We start from the raw sequence: 18,867 nt of genomic DNA, 5'->3' as shown, positions 1-18,867 counted from the left end.
CGGCCCACCGCCGACCCGGCTCCGGCGTGCGCGGGCCCCTCGTGCGGCCGGTAACCGGCCCCTCGCACGCGGCCGGTAACCGGCCCCTCGCACGAGGTCCGCCGGGTTGTGCGCGGGCGGCCGTACGCCGGGGTCGCGCGCCCCAATAGCCCGTACGCCCCCACGCCCGTACGAAGGTCCCGTCCCGGCCGTCCGCAGGCCCACCCGGTGCTCCCCCGTCGCCCGCCGAAACCCGCCCTTCCGGCCCCACTCCGGCCGCCCCGTCCACGCATCACCGCGGCCCCAATATCCGGAAGATTAGGTTCCGTTCACGTCAATTCGCGACGAACGGTGACGGACCGCATGCGTTATGTGATGTGCTGGGGATCGACGCTGACATCAAGCCACTAAATTGGCGCGCCAAAGATGTCCGTGGGCCTTCAGGGAGGGGAGCGGTATGGGGGCGGAGCAGATTCGCCGATGGGAATCGGGTGCCCTCGCGCACGCCGTGAGCGACCCCTTCGGGCAGGGCCCGCTGCCCTGGCTGCGCGGCAGCGAGAACTATTTCGACGACACCGGTCAGGTCGTCCCCTGGTACGCCGACCCGGACCTCGGCCGCGGCGGCGCGGGCGGCGGGACCCGGCCGTCCGACGATGTGCGCCGGCAGATCAAGGGCTTCGTCTCGCCCAGTGCCGCCGCCCCCGGTGAGGCCATCGACTTCCACATCACCGTGGACCCGCCCCAGCAGTTCTCCGTCGACGTCTACCGGATCGGCCACTACGCGGGCGACGGCGCCGCCAAGATCACGACGAGCCCCCGGCTCTCCGGCATCGTCCAGCCCGCCCCGCTGGCCGCCGACCGCACGGTCTCCTGCCACCACTGGTGGATGTCCTGGCGGCTGCAGATCCCCAGCTACTGGTCGGTCGGCGCGTACGTCGCCGTTCTGACCACCGTCGACGGGTACCGCTCCCACATCCCGTTCACGATCCGCGACGACCGCCCCGCCGACCTGCTGCTCCTGCTACCGGACATCACCTGGCAGGCGTACAACCTCTACCCCGAGGACGGCCGTACCGGCGCCAGTCTCTACCACGCCTGGGACGAACAGGGGCGGCTGCTCGGCGAGGAGGACGCCGCCGCCACGATCTCGTTCGACCGGCCGTTCGCGGGCGCGGGGCTGCCCCTCCATGTCGGGCACGCCTACGACTTCATCCGCTGGGCCGAGCGGTACGGCTACGACCTCGCCTACGCGGACGCCCGCGATCTGCACGCGGGCCGCGTCGACCCCAGCCGCTACCGGGGCCTGATCTTCCCCGGCCACGACGAGTACTGGTCGCTGCCCATGCGGCGCACCACCGAGCTCGCCCGGGACACCGGCACCTCGCTCGTCTTCCTGTCGGCCAACACCATGTACTGGCAGGTCGGCCTCGCCCCGTCCGCGTCCGGGGTCCCCGACCGCCTCCTCACCTGCCGCAAGCGCCGAGGCCCCGGGAAACCGGCGCTGTGGCGCGAGATCGACCGGCCCGAGCAGCAGCTCCTCGGCATCCAGTACGCGGGCCGGGTCCCCGAAGCCCGCCCCCTGATCGTGCGGAACGCGGAGCACTGGCTCTGGGACTCCACCGGCGCCAACGAGGGGGACGAGCTCGACGGCATGGTCGCGGGCGAGGCCGACCGCTACTTCCCGCGCACCAGCCTCCCCGAGCACGACAACCGCATCCTGCTCGCCCACTCCCCGTACCAGGACTCCGAGGGCACCACCCGCCACCAGGAGACCTCCCTGTACCGGTCCCCGTCCGGCGCGCTCGTCTTCGCCTCCGGCACCTTCGCCTGGTCCCCGGCGCTGGACCGCCCCGGCCATGTGGACGCCCGGATCCAGCGCGCCACGGCCAACCTGCTCGACCGGATCTGCAAGCGCGACTGACCTTTCCGGGGTGGACCTCGCGCATCGGGCGGCCCCGCGGCCGTCTCCGACTCCGGTATACGGGACAATCGGAACCGCTCCTGGATCAACCTACGCGGAGGCAGCGTGTCCGGTTTCGTAGAAAAGCCCGAGCCCGTGCAGGTCCCGGGCCTCACCCACCTGCATACCGGCAAGGTGCGTGACCTGTACCGGAACGAGGCGGGTGATCTCGTCATGGTCGCCAGCGACCGTATCTCCGCGTACGACTGGGTCCTTCCTACCGAGATCCCCGACAAGGGCCGCGTCCTCACCCGGCTCTCGCTCTGGTGGTTCGACCAGCTCGCCGACCTCGTGCCCAACCATGTGCTGTCCACCGAGCTGCCCGCGGGCGCTCCGGCGGACTGGGCGGGCCGCACCCTGGTCTGCAAGTCGCTGCGGATGGTCCAGGTCGAGTGCGTGGCCCGCGGCTATCTGACCGGTTCGGGACTCGTCGAGTACAACGAGGGCCGGACGGTCTGCGGCATCGGCCTCCCCGAGGGTCTGGTCGACGGGTCCGAGCTGCCGGGACCGATCTTCACCCCCGCCACCAAGGCGGCCGTCGGCGACCACGACGAGAACGTGAGCTACGAGGCGGTCGCCCGCGAGGTCGGTGTCGAGACGGCCGCGCTGCTGCGCCGGACGACCCTGGACGTCTACCGCAGGGCCCGGGACATCGCGCACGAGCGTGGGATCATCCTCGCCGACACGAAGTTCGAGTTCGGTTTCGAGTCCACGGCGGACGGCGGCGAGAAGCTGATCATCGCGGACGAGGTGCTGACCCCGGACTCCTCGCGCTTCTGGCCCGCCGCCACCTGGGAGCCCGGCCATGCCCAGCCCTCGTACGACAAGCAGTTCGTCCGGGACTGGCTGACCTCGCCGGCCTCCGGCTGGGACCGCAAGAGCGAGCAGCCGCCCCCGGCACTGCCCCAGGAGATCGTCGACGCGACGCGCGCCAAGTACACCGAGGCGTACGAGCTGCTGACCGGCTCCAACTGGTAGCACCGCACGGCGGGAAGCGGCACCGCACGGCGGTAAGGCGGGCGGGATGCGAGAAGGCCCCGGTCCTGAGGACCGGGGCCTTCTTCTACGGAGCGAACGACGAGGTTCGAACTCGCGACCTCAACCTTGGCAAGGTTGCGCTCTACCAGCTGAGCTACGTTCGCATGGCGCCGAAGCGCGATGCCTACTATACCCATCCCCGCTCGCGTGCGAGCCGCACTGCCGTATGACGGTTTTCCGCCCCGATCTTCGTGACGGCGGATGACAGGTAGTTCCGTACGGTTCCCTGCGACAGCGAAGCCCGTTCCGCGATCTCCGCGACCGGCGCTCCGTCCGCCGCGAGCTCCAGCACCTCGGCCTCCCGGGCGGTCAGCGGAGAGTCCCCGGCGGCAATGGCGTCGGCGGCCAACTCCGGGTCCACGTAACGGTTTCCGTGGTGCACGCTGCGGATGATCTCGGCCAGCTTGCGGGCGCTCACGGTCTTCGGCACGAAGCCCCGCACGCCCGCCGCCAGTGCCCGCTTCAGGTGTCCCGGACGCCCATGGCTCGTCACGATCATGGTCCGGCAGCCGGGCAGCGCGGACCGCAGCGATGTGGCGACGTTCACACCGTCCGCACCCGGCATCTCCAGATCGAGGACCGCGACATCGGGCCGGTGGGCCAGCGCCATGGCGAGCGCCTCGGGGCCGGTCGCCGCCTCCGCGACCACGACCAGATCGTCCTCCAGGGCCAGCAGCGCGGCCAGCGCACCCCGGATCAGATGCTCGTCGTCGGCGAGAAGGACCCGTACGGGTGGTGCGGATGTCATCGTTCCTCCGTGAGGGCGGGGTCGTGACCATCGGGGTCCTCGCCGCGCCGCCCCGGCGACGAAGAAGGCCGCGCCGAAGAGGGCGGCGCCGAAGAGGGCTGCGACGAAGAAGGCCGCGCCGAAGGAGACTGCGCCGAAGAGGGCGGCGACGAAGAGAGCGGCGAGGGGGAGTGCGGCGGCGAGGGCGTCCCCGGCACCGACGCGGTCAGCCGGAACAGGCCGCCGCCCACCGGTCCCGCCTCCAGCGAACCGCCCAGCGCGGCGAGCCGTTCCCGCAGCCCGGCGAGACCGGAGCCGCCGCTCGGGGGACCTGCCCCGTCCGGCACGCCGTCGTTCTCCACGACCAGCACACCGGTGCCCCCGGCGTTCGTGAGCCGGATCGTGCAGCGTCGTGGATCACCGTGCCGCAGCACATTGGTCGCGGCCTCCCGGACGACCCAGCCGAGCGCCGCCTGCACGGGCGGGGCGAGCCGGCCGCCGCTCCTGTCCTCGATGTCGCACGCGATCCCGGCGGCCCGCAACACCCCCTGCGCACCGGCCAGTTCCGTACGGAGGTCTGCCTCGCGGTAGCCGCGTACGACGTCGCGCACCTCCTGCTGCGAGGTACGGGCGATGCGCTGGACCTCGACCATCTGGTCCATGGCCGCGGGATTGCCGCGCTGGGCCAGTTCCACCGCCAGCTCGCTCTTCAGCGCGATCACCGCCAGATTCCGGCCCAGCACATCGTGCATGTCGCGGCCGAACCGCAGCCGCTCCTCGGCGACCGCGAGCCGTGTCTCCATGTCCTGGGCGTCGCGGAGTTTCGCCATCACTCCCAGCGTCCACGCGGACAGGCGCACGGTGACGGCGATCAGCCCGTTGCTGAAGGCCGACCCGATCAGGGTGCCCAGGACGAACGAGGCATCCCCGCCCGCCAGCGCGGCGCCGCCGCTCAGCGCCGCCGACAACGTCGCCACGAAGGGGGCGATCGCCCACAGCGGCACGAGGAGGACGAAGGAGGTGAGGAAGGGCACCACCGACGCACAGAGGGCCAGCACCAGCTCGGGGAAGCGGTCCACCCCGGTGTAGGAGCCGAGGACCAGCACGCTGGCCGCGTTCGCGAGCATCAGGACGAATCCGAGACCGATGAACCGCCGGTCGACGGTGCGCCGGCCGAGGTAGCCCTCGATCGCGCGGGCAGCCAGTGAGGTGCCGCAGATCCCCTGGGCGATCGCGGTCAGTACCATCCCGATGATCAGTACGGCGGGCGCGTCGGATCCCCGCACCGGGTGCCTCACTGTCAGCAGGGACTGGGACAGGACCGTTATCCACACCAGGGAGTACAGCGTGCCGCGGGTGTAGAGATCGATCTTGTCGAAGCCGCTGCGGCTGTGCCAGCCCCGCACTTTCGTCCTCAGCCACATGGCACAGCCCTCCTTCTCACCGTCGTGGGTCCCAACGGAACCACCGCTGCACAGCAAACACCGCGAACCCGGTCCAGGCCAGCGCGGTCACCGTCGCCATGAGCAGGTCGCCGCCCCCGGCGCCGCCGAGCCAGCCGTGCCGTACGAGCGTCATCACCCCGGTCACCGGCAGCAGCTCGCACACCGAGGCGATCCGGTCCGGGAAGACCTCCAGCGGGATGAAGAGCCCCGACCCCAGCATCGAGACGAAGAACAGCGGCAACGTGGTGAGCTGCGAGCTCTGCACCGTACGGGTCATGGTCGCGGTGGCCGCCGCCAGCGCGGCCATCAGGAGGAAGCCCAGCAGCAGCCCGGCGACGAGCAGCGCGGGCCGCTGGGGCGCTCCCAGGTCGAAGGCGAGGGTGCCGACCACGACCATCAGTACGCACTGGGCGACCGCCAGCAGCACGGAGGGCAGGGCGGTCCCGGTCAGGATCTCCCGGTCGGAGACCTCGCCCGTGCGCAGCCGCTTCAGGACGAGTTCCTCGCGCCGGGCCACGTACGCGGAGACGAGGTTCATGTAGACGACCTGGATCAGCACCATCCCGATGCCGCCGGTCAGGGCCGCCCCGGTAACGGTCAGCCCGGTGCCGCCGAGGTCGATCCGGTCCAGCGAGGACTTCATCGCGAAGATCATCAGCAGCGGCATCAGCAGCGCGATGAAGACGGCCGTGCGGTTGCGCAGGAGGAGGGTCAGTTCGGCCCGCCCGAGCGCGTTCAGCCGCCTCGCGGCGGTCGAGGTCGTCGTCATGCCGCCACCTGCTCCTTCTCCGGGTGCGCGGCCCGGGTGTGCTGGGCCTTCGCGATGTCGAGGAACGCCTCTTCGAGGGAGGCGGAACGGGCATCCAGCCCGAGCAGCTGAACACCGGACTCCCGTGCCCAGCGCAGGAGTTCGTCAAGGGATTCCTGGAGTGCGGGGGTGCGGATCTCGATCCGCTGTCCGTCCGCGGCCGCCCGCAGCGGGAGCGGCAGGCGCGCGGCGGGTACGCCGGCGGGCAGCTCGAACCGGATCCGGGCCGGCTGCCGGGCCGTGACCTCGGCGGTCGTCCCCGTGGTCACGATCCGCCCCTGGTGCATGATCGCCAGCCGGTCGGCGAGCGATTCGGCCTCTTCCAGGTAGTGCGTGGTCAGCAGCACGGTGGTGCCGCTGTCGCGCAGCGCCCGGACGAGATCCCAGGTGTCGCGCCGCCCCTCGGCGTCGAGTCCGGTCGTCGGCTCGTCCAGGAAGAGCACCTCGGGCCGCGAGGTCAGGGCCAGCGCCAGGTCGAGACGGCGCTTCTCGCCGCCGGAGAGCTGCTTGACGCGCACCCGGGTCCGCGCCGACAGGCCCACGAGGTCCAGGACCTCACCGGCGGGCCGGGCGCCACTGGTGCAGGCCGACCACATCCGTACGGTCTCGGCGACCGTCAGATCGGACGGGAAGCCGCCCTCCTGGAGCATCACCCCGGTCCGGGGGCGCACGGCGGCGCGTTCGCGGTACGGGTCGTGGCCGAGCACGCGCACGGTTCCGCTGTCGGGGGCGGCCAGGCCCTCCAGGAGCTCGACGGTGGAGGTCTTGCCGGCGCCGTTCGTCCCGAGCAGGGCGAACAGTTCGCCGCGCGCCACGGAGAAGGAGATACCGGAGACCGCCTCGAAACCGCCCGCGTAGCTGCGCCGGACGTCGGACGCCTCGATCACGGCGCCCTGCCCGGAGTCACGGCTGTGGCCCCGTCCGCTGTCGTTGAGAATGTCGTCTCTGGTCATGACACCAGACTTCCGCCGGATCGGGGCCGGGAGCAGTGCGCACTGTCATCACTGCTCATGACAAACGTCATCAGGGGGTGCGGCCGACGTGGGGAGATTCGCAGAAGACCCGGGACCCATGGAGGTCGGCGAAGACCGACGGGGATACGACAAAGGCCCCGACCGATATCGGTCAGGGCCTTTGATCAAGAGCGGACGACCAGGTTCGAACTGGCGACCTCAACCTTGGCAAGGTTGCGCTCTACCAACTGAGCTACGTCCGCATTGCTACCACTCGGCTTTCACCGGTGGAGCGCTCACCACTCTACCCGATCCAGCGGACTGGTCGAGCAAGGTGATGCAGAGCGGGTGACAGGAATTGCACACTGCGCCTTCCCCCTGGAAGGGGGATGTTCTACTACTGAACTACACCCGCACGCTGCGTGGGATTCGGCTTTGCGGCCTCGCCCCTCGGCGTGCTCCAGACTCTAGCCGACCTGCAGGGGTGTCGCGCAAGTCGGCTCTCTGCGGGTGTCGCGCGAAGGGTCCGGAGCGGGCGCCGAGGAGGGGGTTGCGTGCGGGCGCCCCGCGCCTGACGGTGCGACGGCCGAAGCGCCGACCGTGACCGGCGGCCCGGCCGCGGGGCTGGGCCGCCGGTCACGGGAAGTCGTCCGGCGGTCGGGCCCCGGAGCGGCCCGCCGGGTCAACTCGCCGCGTGGAACGCCTCGTAGACCTTCTTGGGGATCCGGCCGCGGGCCGGCACCTCCATCCGGTGCGAGCGGGCCCAGGCGCGGACGGCCGCCGGGTCGGGGGCGAGGGCGGTGTGGCTGTACGAGGTCGGCTTCCGGCCGTGCTTGCCCGCGTTCGTCTGCTTGCGGCCGGCTGCCACGTACGGAGCCAGGGTCTTGCGCAGTTTCTTTGCATTGACGGGATTGAGGTCGATCTCGTACGTCTTCCCGTCCAGGGCGAAGGTGACCGTTTCCGCCGCTGTTCCCCCGTCGATGTCGTCGGAGAGCGTAACCACTACGCGCTGAGCCACGGATATCGGTCCTTTCCTCGGCATCCTCGCGTCGGACTTGCGCTGATGCCGGCCTTCCGGCTGTTAGGCGGATGCGGAGGTGGATCGACTGATGTCGACTGTTCCGGCGTTCCGGTGTTCCAGGGCGATGTTGCTTTCCCCGGTAATCATTTGTACAGCGGTTGGCACCGCATTGTGAAGCCCCGCCAATTACATCCGCGTGTCCGCATGCAATCCGGACATGTTTTTCCAGGACTTTCCCCGTGCGATGTCCCGTCCGATATCTCCGCGTGATCTGCTTCACCCGATATCTACCCGCGTAGAATTTTCGGCCAGGTAGGCTGAGTGGACCCGCGGGGGTCTGGGGAACCCCCCGTAGACACAGCCGCACCACACCACCGGGAGTGCCAGTGGCACGCGTCGTAGTCGACGTCATGCTCAAGCCGGAGATCCTCGACCCGCAGGGACAGGCGGTGCAGCGTGCACTGCCGCGTCTCGGCTTCGAGGGAATCGCGGACGTTCGTCAGGGAAAGCGTTTCGAGCTGGAGGTCGAGGGGCCGGTCGACGACGCCGCCCTGGCCCGTATTCACGAGATGGCCGAGACCTTCCTCGCCAACACCGTCATCGAGGACTTCGTCGTGAAGGTCGAGGAGCCGAAGTGACCGCTCGTATCGGAGTCGTCACCTTTCCCGGCACCCTCGACGACCAGGACAGCCTGCGGGCCGTCCGGATCGCGGGCGCCGAACCCGTAGCGCTCTGGCACCGTGACAAGGACCTGCACCAGGTCGACGCGGTCATCCTGGCCGGGGGCTTCTCCTACGGCGACTACCTGCGGGCCGGGGCCATCTCCCGCTTCTCGCCGGTGATGGAGACGATCATCGAGAACGCGCGGGGCGGGATGCCGGTCCTGGGCATCTGCAACGGTTTCCAGATCCTGACCGAGGCGCACCTGCTGCCCGGCGCGATGCTGCGCAACAACCACCTCCACTTCATCTGCCGCGATCAGACGCTGCGGGTGGAGAACGCGGAGACCGCCTGGACCTCGGACTACACCGCCGGCCAGGAGATCTCCGTACCGCTGAAGAACATGGACGGCCGGTACACCGCCGACGAGCACACGCTCGACGCGCTGGAGGCCGAGGGCCGTGTCGCGTTCCGCTACGTGGGCGCGAACCCCAACGGCTCACTGCGCGACATCGCGGGCATCACCAACGCCGCGGGCAATGTCGTCGGCCTGATGCCGCACCCGGAGCACGCCGTCGAGCCGCTGATCGGAACCGGTCGCACCGACGGCCTCGGGTTCTTCACCTCGATCATCAAGAAGCTGGTCAACGCATGAGCCTGGATACGGTCAAGCACGCGGCCGAGACCCCGGACACCGAGCAGCCCTGGAAGGACCTCGGCCTCAAGGAGGACGAGTACGCCCGGATCCGCGAGATCCTGGGCCGCCGTCCCACCGGCGCCGAGCTCGCCATGTACTCCGTGATGTGGTCCGAGCACTGCTCGTACAAGAGCAGCAAGGTCCACCTCAAGCAGTTCGGCGAGAAGGTCCCCGCGAACGACGCGATGCTCGTCGGCATCGGCGAGAACGCCGGTGTGGTCGACGTCGGCCAGGGTTACGCGGTCACCTTCAAGGTCGAGTCGCACAACCACCCCTCGTACATCGAGCCCTACCAGGGCGCGGCCACCGGCGTCGGCGGCATCGTCCGCGACATCCTCGCCATGGGGGCCCGCCCGGTCGCGGTCGTCGACCCGCTGCGCTTCGGCGCGGCCGACCACCCCGACACCAAGCGCGTCCTGCCGGGCGTCGTCGCGGGCATCGGCGGCTACGGCAACTGCCTGGGTCTGCCGAACATCGGCGGCGAGGTCGTCTTCGACTCCTGCTACCAGGGCAACCCGCTCGTCAACGCCGGCTGCATCGGTGTGATGAAGCACGAGGACATCCACCTCGCGCAGGCTTCGGGTCCCGGCAACAAGGTGATCCTGTACGGCGCCCGCACCGGCGGCGACGGCATCGGCGGCGTCTCGGTGCTGGCCTCGGAGACCTTCGATTCGACCGGTCCGGCCAAGCGTCCGGCGGTCCAGGTCGGCGACCCCTTCCAGGAGAAGCTCCTCATCGAGTGCACCCTGGAGATCTTCAAGGAGAAGCTCGTCGCGGGCATCCAGGACCTCGGCGGCGCGGGCCTGTCCTGCGCCACGAGCGAGCTGGCCAGCGCCGGTTCCGGCGGGATGCGCGTCGAGCTGGACACCGTGCCGCTGCGCGACTCCTCCCTCTCGCCCGAGGAAATCCTCATGAGCGAGTCGCAGGAGCGCATGTGCGCGATCGTCGAGCCGCAGCACGTCGAGCGGTTCATGGAGATCTGCGAGAAGTGGGACGTCATCGCCACCGTCATCGGTGAGGTGACCGAGGGTTCGCAGCTGGAGATCTTCTGGCACGGCGAGCAGATCGTGGACGTGCCGCCGCGGTCCGTCGCCCATGAGGGCCCGACGTACCACCGCCCGTTCGCCCGCCCGTCCTGGCAGGACGCGCTCCAGGCCGACGACGCGGGCCGGCTCGCCCGTCCGGCCGACGGTGCCGAGCTGCGCGAGCAGGTCCTCAAGCTGGTCGCTTCCCCCAACCAGGCGTCCAAGGCGTGGATCACCGACCAGTACGACCGTTTCGTGCAGGGCAACACCGTGCTCGCGATGCCCGAGGACGCCGGCATGGTCCGGATCGACGCGGAGTCGAACCTGGGCGTGGCCATGGCGACCGACGGCAACGGCCGTTACGCGAAGCTCGACCCGTACACGGGTGCGCAGCTGGCGCTGGCGGAGTCGTACCGCAATGTCGCCGCCTCCGGCGCCAAGCCGCTCGCGATCTCGGACTGCCTGAACTTCGGTTCGCCCGAGGACCCGGACGTCATGTGGCAGTTTGCCGAAGCCACCCGTGGTCTCGCGGACGGCTGCCTGGAGCTGGGCACCCCGGTCACCGGCGGCAATGTGTCGCTGTACAACCAGACCGGTGAGACGGCGATCCACCCGACGCCGGTCGTGGCCGTGCTCGGTGTGATCGACGACGTGACCCGGCGTACGCCGGTCGCCTTCGCGGAAGAGGGCCAGCTTCTTTACCTGCTGGGTGACACGCACGAGGAGTTCGGCGGCTCGGCCTGGTCCGAGGTCGTCCACCAGCACCTCGGCGGTATGCCGCCCAAGGTGGACCTGGGCCGCGAGAAGCTGCTCGCCGAGATCCTCATCTCGGCCTCCCGCGACGGCATGATCGACGCGGCGCACGACCTGTCGGACGGCGGTCTGATCCAGGCGGTCACCGAGTCCTGCCTCCGCGGTGGGAAGGGTGCGCGGCTGGTCGTGCCGGACGGTCTCGACGCGTTCACCTTCCTCTTCTCCGAGTCGGCGGGCCGGGCGATCGTCTCGATCCCGCGCAGCGAGGAGCTCCGCTTCAACGACATGTGCGGGGCGCGCGGTCTGCCCGTGGCCCGGATCGGTGTCGTGGACGGCGAGGAGATCGAGGTCCAGGGCGAGTTCAGCATCCCGCTGAGCGAGCTGCGTACGGCGCACGAGGAGATCATCCCCGCGCTGTTCGCCTGAGCCGTTTCCGCCTCTTCGAAGCCCCTGTCCGGTCCGTCCGGGCAGGGGCTTCGGCGTATCCACTGTTGAACGAGATTACGTAATTACGTAAGGTTGAGTCATGGGGCTTGAAGAACGCGTCGCCGAGCTGGAACGGCGGCTCACCGCGCTGGAGGCGCCGGACCGGGAGGCGCCGCACCTCGGCGAGGGCGACTTCTGGGCGCTGGAGGGGCTGAAGGCGCAGCTCGCCGAGGTGGGGAGCGCGGCCGACAGCGGCGGAGTGCTCTACACGGGCGCGGTCCGGATGCCCACCGGCGAGGGCTACGAATGGCAGTACGGCGTCCTCACCGAGAGCCTCATGGAAGCGGACTGGGGGGACACTGCCGAGTCCCTCGCCGCGCTCGGCCACCCGGTACGGCTGCGGCTGCTCCGCGAGATCCTCGGCGGCCGTCGCACGGCTGCCGAGCTGGCCGCGCTCGACGAGGTCGGCACGACCGGCCAGATCTACCACCATCTGCGCCAACTGACCGGCGCGGGCTGGCTGCACACGACGGGGCGCGGGCGCTACGAGGTGCCGGGCGGGCGGGTGGTGCCGCTGCTGGTGGTGCTGACGGCTGCCCGGCCGTGACGGGCCGCCCGGCAGAAACGCCCGGCAACGGGCCGCCCAGCAACGGAGTGTCCGGCAACGGGCCGTCCGGCAACGGAGCGCCCGACTGCGGAACGCCCGACAACGGAGCGCATGACCGACCAGGGGGAAGACATGTCTGTCCGCAAGGTACTGATGGTGCTGCACCGCGTGTGCTGGATCGTCTTTGTCGTCATGGCCGTCGTGGGGGTGTTCGCCGAACGGCTCTATCCGTTCTGGGCGACCTTCGTGCCCGCGGCAGCCGCGATAGCCATCGCTCTCCACCTGAGCCGCACCGGTGTCGCGTCCCGCGCGCGGGAGCCCCGCCGACGCCCCGCCGTGGAGGTCGGCCCCCCGGTGGTGGGCCGCTGGACCGCGCTGAACAGCCCGGCGGACAAGGTGCCCAGCCACGGCACGCATGTGTACGGGCAGGCGTACGCGATCGACATCGTCGCCGAACCCGAGGGGGAGGACGCACCGGTCCGGCCGCCGTTCCGCTGGGTGTGGCCGGTCGTCCGCCGCAACCGGGACTTCCCGGCGTTCGGTGCTCCGCTGTTCGCGGTGGCCGATGCGACCGTCGTCCACGCGAGCCACGGGCAGCGCGATCACCTGAGCCGGAACTCGGGTCTCGCCCTCGGCTATCTGATGCTGTTCGAGGCTTCCGCGCGGGACATGTTCGGCGCGAGCGGAATTGTCGGAAATCATGTCGTTCTGGACCTGGGCGACGGCGTATTCGCCCTGTACGCCCACCTCCAGCGCGGTTCGGTCCAGGTGAAGGCCGGGGACACCGTCCGGGCGGGGCAGCAACTCGCCCGTTGCGGGAATTCCGGAAACTCCACCGAACCGCATGTGCATTTCCAGCTGATGGACGATCCGGATCTGGATGTGGCCCGCGGAATTCCGTTCACCTGGCGGGGCATCGGCGTCCCGGCCAATGGTGAGGTGTTCAGCGCGGGGGAGCCGGTCGGTCCCGCCTGATCCCAGCGCCGGGGGACTGCCGGGGAGCCGGTCGGCCCCTCCTGATCCGGGTGCACGGGCGGTGTCGGGGGCGCCGGTTAGTCTCGGCCGTATGCCACCGGCCAAGAAGCGTCCGCGCACCTACGACCACGCCAGGACCCGGACCGCGGTCCTCGACCAGTTCGCCCTTGTCCGGGAAGCCGTAAGGGTCCTGACGCCCGAGCAGCTCGCCCTGCCGACCCGGCTCGGGGACTGGACGGTGCGGGACCTGGCCGTGCACCTCACGATGGCGCTCTCCCACGTCAGCCGGAATCTGGAGCTGCCGGAGCCGTCGGGCCCGAAGCCCGAGGTCGGGCTGCTCCAGTGGCCGTCCTCCACCGCCGCGCGGGCCGGACGGATCACCGACGACACCCTGGCCCTCGCCCTGGACCGCCCCGACCTCGACGCGCTGTACGCGGAGACCGCCGAGCGGTTCGCGGCGGCGGTGCCGGAGGGAGCGGGGGACCGGCTGCTGCCGACCCGGGTCGGGACGATGCGGCTCGTCGATTTCCTGGTCACCCGCACCGTGGAACTCGTCGTGCACACCGACGATCTGAACGAGGCGGCCGGGCTCGGTATCCCGTACGACCGGCAGGCGCTCGCCGCCTGTACGCGGCTGCTCGCCGATGTCCTCGCGGACCGGGCGCCCGGCGGCTCGGTCGAGGTGCGCGTCCCGCCGTTCGCCGTCGTCCAGTGCATCGGCGGCCCCAAGCACACGCGCGGTACGCCGCCCAATGTGGTGGAGACCGCACCGCTCACCTGGATCCGGCTCGCCACCGGACGTACGGGGTGGGCGCGGGAGCTCGACGACGCCCGGGTCAGTGCCAGTGGTGAGCGGGCCGATCTGGCCGACCTGCTGCCGCTGATGGGCTGAGGGGCTGATGGGCTGAGGGGCTGAGGGGCTGATGGGTTGAGGGGAGGGGAACCGGATCGGCCGCTCGTTCCGTCAGAGGGCCATGCGCACACAACGTATGGCTGTCAGCGTCCTGGCCCTCTTCACCCTTGCCGCCTGCGGGACACAGCCGGGCTCCGGAGCGGGCTCCGGATCCGGCGACGGCAGCGGCACCGTACGGACGGACGTGCCCGTCACCGGGGTCCGGTGGAGCGTCGACTCCCTGACCGTGGGCGGCGAGAAGACCGAGGCCCCGGCCGGCGCGCACGTCGAGATCGGTCCGAAGGGCCGGGCCACCGGCAACCTGGGCTGCAACCGTTTCACCGCCGACGTCCGTGTCGAAGGCGACGCGGTGACCGTCGGGCCGGGCACCACCACCGAGATGGGGTGCGAGAAGGATCTTCAGCGGTTCGAGAAGTCCCTGTCCCGGACGTTCAGCGGCAAGCTCACCGCGGCCGTGGACGGCAGGGACCTCACTCTCACCACGCCCGAGGGGGACTCCATCAGCCTCACTTCGCAGCCCGCCGTCCCGCTCACCGGCACCAAGTGGAGGGTGACCACGCTGGTCAGCGGCAGTACCACCACCGCGCTGCCCGCCGACACCCCGCCGGACCGGGCGCCGCACCTCACCTTCGGCAAGGACGGCACCGTGGAGGGCAACCTCGGCTGCAACAGCTTCCATGGAAAGGCGACCGTGGCGGGCGCCACGATCACCTTCGGGCCGCTCGCCTCCACCCGCCGGATGTGCCCGGAGACCGAGATGGAGGTGGAGCGGTCCGTCCTCGCCGTCCTGAAGGGGGAGACGACGTACGTGGTCAAGGGCCGGGCCCTGTCCCTCACCGCTGTCGGCGGCAAGGGGATCGGCGCCTCGGCACCCGCGCCGGACAAGGGCTGAGTGGTGACGGGGGGAAGGAAACGGTGAGCGCCGGCCGCCGCCTCAGGAATTCGCCGGGTACGGCAGCAGGCCCGCGTCCGTCCTCTCCCACGACGCCCGCAGCTCGGCCAGCAGCTCCGGCTCGGCGGCCGCGCGGTCGGCCTGTTCCCGCTGGTCGTGCGCCAGCCGGAACAGCTGATCGCCGCCGCCCCTGCCCCGGTAGTACTTCCACTCGCCGCGCCGCAGCGCCCGCTCCCCGCGCACCCGCCAGAACAGGTCCCGCTCCCCGGGCTCCTCGTCCCGCAGCAGATACCCGGCGAGGCTGGTCCCGTCGAGCGGGTACGCGGGGTCGGGCCGCGCGCCGCCCAGTTCCAGCAGCGTCGCCGTCCAGTCGGGCGAGAACACCGGCAGATCGCTGACCTGGTGCGCGTCGATCCGGGCGGGCCAGCGCAGCACGGCGGGAACCCGGATGCCGCCCTCCTTGAGCGAGCCCTTGTTGCCGGACAGCGGCCAGTTGTACGAGAAGCGCTCACCGCCGTTGTCGCTGGCGAAGAAGACCAGGGTGTCCTCCTCCTGGCCGGACCGCTTCAGCGCCTTGAGGACCTCGCCGACCGAACGGTCCAGGTCCTCGACCATCTCCTTGTACTTCTCCAGCGAGCCGCCGTCGGAGTGCCGGAGCGCGCTGCGGTCCCCGGCCTTGATCCGGCGGACGATCTCGGCGCTCTCCTCCCGGTCCCCGTCCGCGATCCACGGCCAGTGGGGGGTGGTGAAGTTCAGGTTGAGGAGCCACGGCCTGTCGTGGTCGCGCCGGACGTACTCGCTCGCCCGCTCGGTGAGGATGCGCGTGTAGTAGCGCAGGTCCTTGTACTCGGCGTCGCCCTCGTACAGGTCGTACTCACCGTTGCCGCCGAGCTTGGAGTAGTACTCCAGGGCGCCGCCGAAGTTCCCGAAGAACTCCTCCCAGCCCGACCTGGTCGGGCTGTAGTCCGGCAGGTAGCCGCAGTGCCACTTGCCGATCAGGGCGGTGGCGTATCCGCTGCCGCGCAGCAGCGAGGCGAGCGTCGGGTGCGTGGGTTCGAGGCCCACCGACCTGTCCGCGATGGGCTCGGCGAGCCCGCCCTTCGTCCGCCCCGGATAGCGCCCGGTGTAGAGGCTGAAGCGGGTGGGGGAGCAGGTGGCGGAGCCGGAGTACGCGTCGGTGAACCGCACTCCCTGACGGCCGAGCCGGTCCAGGTGGGGCGTCCGGATGTCCGGGGAGCCGTACGAGGAGAGGTCGGCCCAGCCGAGGTCGTCGCCGAGGATGAACAGGATGTTGGGGCGCCGTGCGTGCCTGCCGCGGGCCGCGCGGAAGGGCCGCTCCCGTACGGCTTCGGCGGGCGTGGCCTCCGCCGCCGGTGCGGCGGACAGACCGACGGCAGCGGCGGCCGCCGTAGCGACGACGGCCGTACCGAAGGCTCGCCGGGTCAGCGGGGATATCGCACTTTCGTTCGAATCAGCCGCATCGTGGGCATGTGAAGGCATGAAGGGTCTCCGGGCAGGACGACGAGAAAGGGAAAGGATGAGGGGAAAGGGGCGAGGCCGGCGCGTACCCGCTGTACGCGTCAGCGCGCGCTCACCGGTGCCCGGGAACCGGGCGGAGCCGTGAGGACCAGCCGTGACGGCCGACTGCGAGAACCGGCCGGGAGATCAGCCGGCGAACGGCCCGGGGAACAGCCGGGCGATCAGCCGGGAACGACCCGGGGAACAACCGGGAGAACGGCCGGGAGAACTAGGAGCAGCGACAGATGGCGCTCGACACACGTCCCAGATCGACGTGGCGGCGCTCCACGAGCGTGACCGAACGGTCGCCGAGGGGCTGCATGGCCCAGGAGCCTGCCAAGCGGACATGCTCGTGTCAACGCTGATCTCGCACTCCGGACGCCCACGCCCGAACGCCGACCAGTGGCCCCGCACGCCGTCCGACCCCGTACGCCGGACGCCCGACCCCGTACGCCGGACGCCCGGCCCCGCACTTCGGGCACCCACGCACCCGACGCGCTCCGGACGCCCACGCACCTAACGCGCACCCGATCCCCGTCCGGCGCCCGCCCGATGACCCTTGGCGCACGAGCCCCACCGGGCCCCGCAGCCGCGCCCCCGGTGTGAGGCTCACCACGAAACGAGCGTTCGGCCAGCGGGCGGGCCGTCGTCGGCGCCGGTTCACCCAGTGCCACGGCCGGGCTTCCTCCGCTCACCCGTGAACGGCATCGGCAATCGGCCGGAAATCGGCTCCGTATCGGGGCGACGCCCGCGCCCCGCGCTTCCGGTACGCCTTCGGAACGCCTCCCGGAAGCCGCCCGATGATCACTCCCCGTGATCGCGCGAAGCCCCCCGAAACGCCCGCCGAGGCCCGCTTCCCGGTGCGTTCCCGGTGCTCCGGCGGTCCTTTGCCGAGCGGTCCCGAATTCGGACCAGTGGTCGATCTCGCCTACACTCGGTGCTGTGCCCCGTGGTGATGGACGACTCAACCACGACCTGCTCCCCGGAGAGAAAGGCCCCCAGGACGCTTGTGGCGTCTTCGGTGTCTGGGCTCCGGGTGAAGAGGTCGCCAAGCTCACCTATTTCGGACTGTATGCCCTGCAGCACCGTGGACAGGAGTCCGCGGGCATCGCAGTGAGCAACGGGTCCCAGATCCTCGTCTTCAAGGACATGGGACTGGTCTCGCAGGTCTTCGACGAAACGTCTCTGGGATCTCTCCAGGGCCATATCGCGGTCGGTCATGCCCGCTACTCCACCACCGGTGCCTCGGTGTGGGAGAACGCGCAGCCGACATTCCGTGCCACCGCGCACGGCTCGATCGCCCTGGGCCACAACGGCAACCTGGTCAATACGGCGCAGCTCGCCGAGATGGTCGCCGACCTTCCGCGCAAGGACGGCCGGGCCACCCAGGTCGCCGCCACCAACGACACCGATCTGGTCACCGCGCTGCTCGCCGGCCAGACCGATGACGACGACAAGCCGCTCACCATCGAGGAAGCCGCCACAAAGGTGCTCCCCGAGGTCAAGGGCGCCTTCTCGCTCGTCTTCATGGATGAGCACACGCTGTACGCGGCCCGCGACCCGCAGGGCATCCGCCCGCTGGTCCTCGGCCGTCTGGAGCGTGGCTGGGTGGTGGCCTCCGAGTCCGCCGCCCTCGACATCTGCGGCGCCAGCTTCGTACGCGAGATCGAGCCGGGCGAACTCGTCGCCATCGACGAGAACGGCCTGCGCACCTCGCGATTCGCGGAAGCGAAGCCCAAGGGCTGCGTCTTCGAGTACGTGTACCTGGCTCGGCCCGACACCGACATCGCCGGGCGGAACGTGTACCTCTCCCGCGTGGAGATGGGCCGGAAGCTGGCCGCCGAAGCTCCGGCGGACGCGGATCTGGTCATAGCGACGCCGGAATCCGGTACGCCCGCGGCCATCGGCTACGCGGAAGCCAGCGGAATCCCGTTCGGCGCCGGACTCGTCAAGAACGCCTATGTCGGCCGGACCTTCATCCAGCCGTCACAGACCATCCGCCAGCTGGGCATCCGCCTCAAGCTGAACCCCCTCAAGGAAGTCATCAAGGGCAAGCGCCTGGTGGTCGTCGACGACTCGATCGTCCGCGGCAACACCCAGCGCGCTCTCGTCCGGATGCTCCGCGAGGCCGGTGCCGCCGAGATCCACATCCGGATCTCCTCCCCGCCGGTGAAGTGGCCCTGCTTCTTCGGCATCGACTTCGCGACCCGCGCCGAGCTGATCGCGAACGGCATGTCGGTCGACGAGATCGCCACCTCGATGGGCGCCGACTCCCTCTCGTACATCTCGCTCGACGCGATGGTCGAGGCGACCACGATCGCCAAGCCGAACCTGTGCCGCGCCTGCTTCGACGGTGAGTACCCGATGGAGCTGCCCGACCCGGAGCTGCTCGGCAAGCAGCTGCTGGAGACCGAGCTGGCGGCCGGCCCCGCAGCGACCGCCGCGGCCGACGCGCTGCGCCGTCCGTGAC

17 protein-coding genes and 3 tRNA genes are annotated in these 18,867 nt (G+C 70.5%); 10 read left to right on the top strand and 10 right to left on the bottom strand.

Annotation, left to right across the window (positions count from 1 at the left end):
- Positions 1-436 precede the first annotated feature (436 nt).
- Positions 437-1,900 carry a N,N-dimethylformamidase beta subunit family domain-containing protein gene (locus tag A6A29_RS21705; RefSeq protein WP_073722116.1) on the top strand — a complete coding sequence of 488 codons (1,464 nt, stop codon included), beginning with the start codon at positions 437-439 and terminating at the stop codon, positions 1,898-1,900.
- Between the two features lie 105 nt (positions 1,901-2,005).
- Positions 2,006-2,917 (top strand): phosphoribosylaminoimidazolesuccinocarboxamide synthase, encoded by a 912-nt coding sequence (locus A6A29_RS21700; protein ID WP_073722114.1) that lies wholly within the window; start codon positions 2,006-2,008, stop codon positions 2,915-2,917.
- Between the two features lie 91 nt (positions 2,918-3,008).
- On the opposite strand, the gene A6A29_RS21695 is transcribed toward A6A29_RS21700, so the two are convergent.
- The 8 genes from A6A29_RS21695 to A6A29_RS21660 form a co-directional block, all read right to left on the bottom strand.
- Positions 3,009-3,081: transfer RNA gene (locus tag A6A29_RS21695), tRNA-Gly, on the bottom strand.
- A gap of 23 nt (positions 3,082-3,104) precedes the next feature.
- Positions 3,105-3,725, bottom strand: coding sequence for a response regulator transcription factor (locus tag A6A29_RS21690; RefSeq protein ID WP_073722112.1), 621 nt, complete (start codon positions 3,723-3,725; stop codon positions 3,105-3,107).
- A complete protein-coding gene (locus tag A6A29_RS21685) occupies positions 3,722-5,128 on the bottom strand; it encodes a sensor histidine kinase (protein WP_073722110.1) in 1,407 nt (468 codons plus the stop codon). Before A6A29_RS21685 ends, A6A29_RS21690 begins: the two co-directional genes overlap by 4 nt.
- Positions 5,129-5,144: 16 nt before the next feature.
- Positions 5,145-5,918 (bottom strand): ABC transporter permease, encoded by a 774-nt coding sequence (locus tag A6A29_RS21680; RefSeq protein WP_073722108.1) that lies wholly within the window; start codon positions 5,916-5,918, stop codon positions 5,145-5,147.
- Positions 5,915-6,910 carry an ABC transporter ATP-binding protein gene (locus tag A6A29_RS21675; RefSeq protein ID WP_073722106.1) on the bottom strand — a complete coding sequence of 332 codons (996 nt, stop codon included), beginning with the start codon at positions 6,908-6,910 and terminating at the stop codon, positions 5,915-5,917. The genes A6A29_RS21680 and A6A29_RS21675 overlap by 4 nt, the downstream gene beginning before the upstream one ends.
- Positions 6,911-7,100: 190 nt before the next feature.
- Positions 7,101-7,173 (bottom strand) — tRNA-Gly (locus A6A29_RS21670).
- A gap of 80 nt (positions 7,174-7,253) precedes the next feature.
- Positions 7,254-7,325 (bottom strand) — tRNA-Gly (locus A6A29_RS21665).
- A gap of 267 nt (positions 7,326-7,592) precedes the next feature.
- Positions 7,593-7,928, bottom strand: coding sequence for a histone-like nucleoid-structuring protein Lsr2 (locus tag A6A29_RS21660; RefSeq protein ID WP_073722104.1), 336 nt, complete (start codon positions 7,926-7,928; stop codon positions 7,593-7,595).
- Between the two features lie 389 nt (positions 7,929-8,317).
- On the opposite strand from A6A29_RS21660, the gene purS reads away from it, so the two are divergent.
- From purS to A6A29_RS21625, 7 genes are all read left to right on the top strand, one after another.
- A complete protein-coding gene (gene purS, locus A6A29_RS21655) occupies positions 8,318-8,569 on the top strand; it encodes a phosphoribosylformylglycinamidine synthase subunit PurS (protein ID WP_073722102.1) in 252 nt (83 codons plus the stop codon).
- Entirely contained in the window at positions 8,566-9,246 is a 681-nt protein-coding gene (purQ, locus tag A6A29_RS21650) for a phosphoribosylformylglycinamidine synthase subunit PurQ (RefSeq protein ID WP_073722100.1), read from the top strand. The genes purS and purQ overlap by 4 nt, the downstream gene beginning before the upstream one ends.
- Positions 9,243-11,492: a phosphoribosylformylglycinamidine synthase subunit PurL gene (gene purL / locus A6A29_RS21645; protein WP_073722098.1), complete on the top strand. Its 2,250-nt coding sequence runs from the start codon at positions 9,243-9,245 to the stop codon at positions 11,490-11,492. Before purQ ends, purL begins: the two co-directional genes overlap by 4 nt.
- 100 nt (positions 11,493-11,592) lie before the next feature.
- The gene (locus A6A29_RS21640) at positions 11,593-12,099 is read left to right on the top strand and encodes an ArsR/SmtB family transcription factor (protein WP_073722096.1); all 507 of its coding nucleotides are present in this window, start codon (positions 11,593-11,595) and stop codon (positions 12,097-12,099) included.
- Between the two features lie 132 nt (positions 12,100-12,231).
- The gene (locus A6A29_RS21635) at positions 12,232-13,074 is read left to right on the top strand and encodes a M23 family metallopeptidase (protein ID WP_073722151.1); all 843 of its coding nucleotides are present in this window, start codon (positions 12,232-12,234) and stop codon (positions 13,072-13,074) included.
- Positions 13,075-13,165: 91 nt separating this feature from the next.
- Complete coding sequence (locus A6A29_RS21630; RefSeq protein WP_073722094.1) at positions 13,166-13,966, top strand: maleylpyruvate isomerase family mycothiol-dependent enzyme; 801 nt, start codon at positions 13,166-13,168, stop codon at positions 13,964-13,966.
- An 82-nt stretch (positions 13,967-14,048) separates the two neighbouring features.
- Entirely contained in the window at positions 14,049-14,879 is an 831-nt protein-coding gene (locus A6A29_RS21625; RefSeq protein WP_073722092.1) for an META domain-containing protein, read from the top strand.
- Positions 14,880-14,921: 42 nt separating this feature from the next.
- On the opposite strand, the gene A6A29_RS21620 is transcribed toward A6A29_RS21625, so the two are convergent.
- Together A6A29_RS21620 and A6A29_RS48110 are read right to left on the bottom strand one after the other, a co-directional pair.
- Complete coding sequence (locus A6A29_RS21620) at positions 14,922-16,379, bottom strand: sulfatase family protein (RefSeq protein ID WP_073722090.1); 1,458 nt, start codon at positions 16,377-16,379, stop codon at positions 14,922-14,924.
- A gap of 247 nt (positions 16,380-16,626) precedes the next feature.
- Positions 16,627-16,719, bottom strand: coding sequence for a putative leader peptide (locus A6A29_RS48110; protein WP_365201432.1), 93 nt, complete (start codon positions 16,717-16,719; stop codon positions 16,627-16,629).
- 620 nt (positions 16,720-17,339) lie between these two features.
- Here A6A29_RS48110 and purF point away from each other — a divergent pair.
- A complete protein-coding gene (gene purF, locus A6A29_RS21615) occupies positions 17,340-18,866 on the top strand; it encodes an amidophosphoribosyltransferase (RefSeq protein ID WP_073722088.1) in 1,527 nt (508 codons plus the stop codon).
- Position 18,867 lies beyond the last annotated feature (1 nt).

The organism is Streptomyces sp. TSRI0281 (assembly GCF_001905125.1).
In the GTDB taxonomy this organism is placed as follows: domain Bacteria; phylum Actinomycetota; class Actinomycetes; order Streptomycetales; family Streptomycetaceae; genus Streptomyces.
The sequence above is the reverse complement of the archived record's forward strand: the minus strand, read 5'-3'. Positions and strand labels throughout refer to the sequence as shown.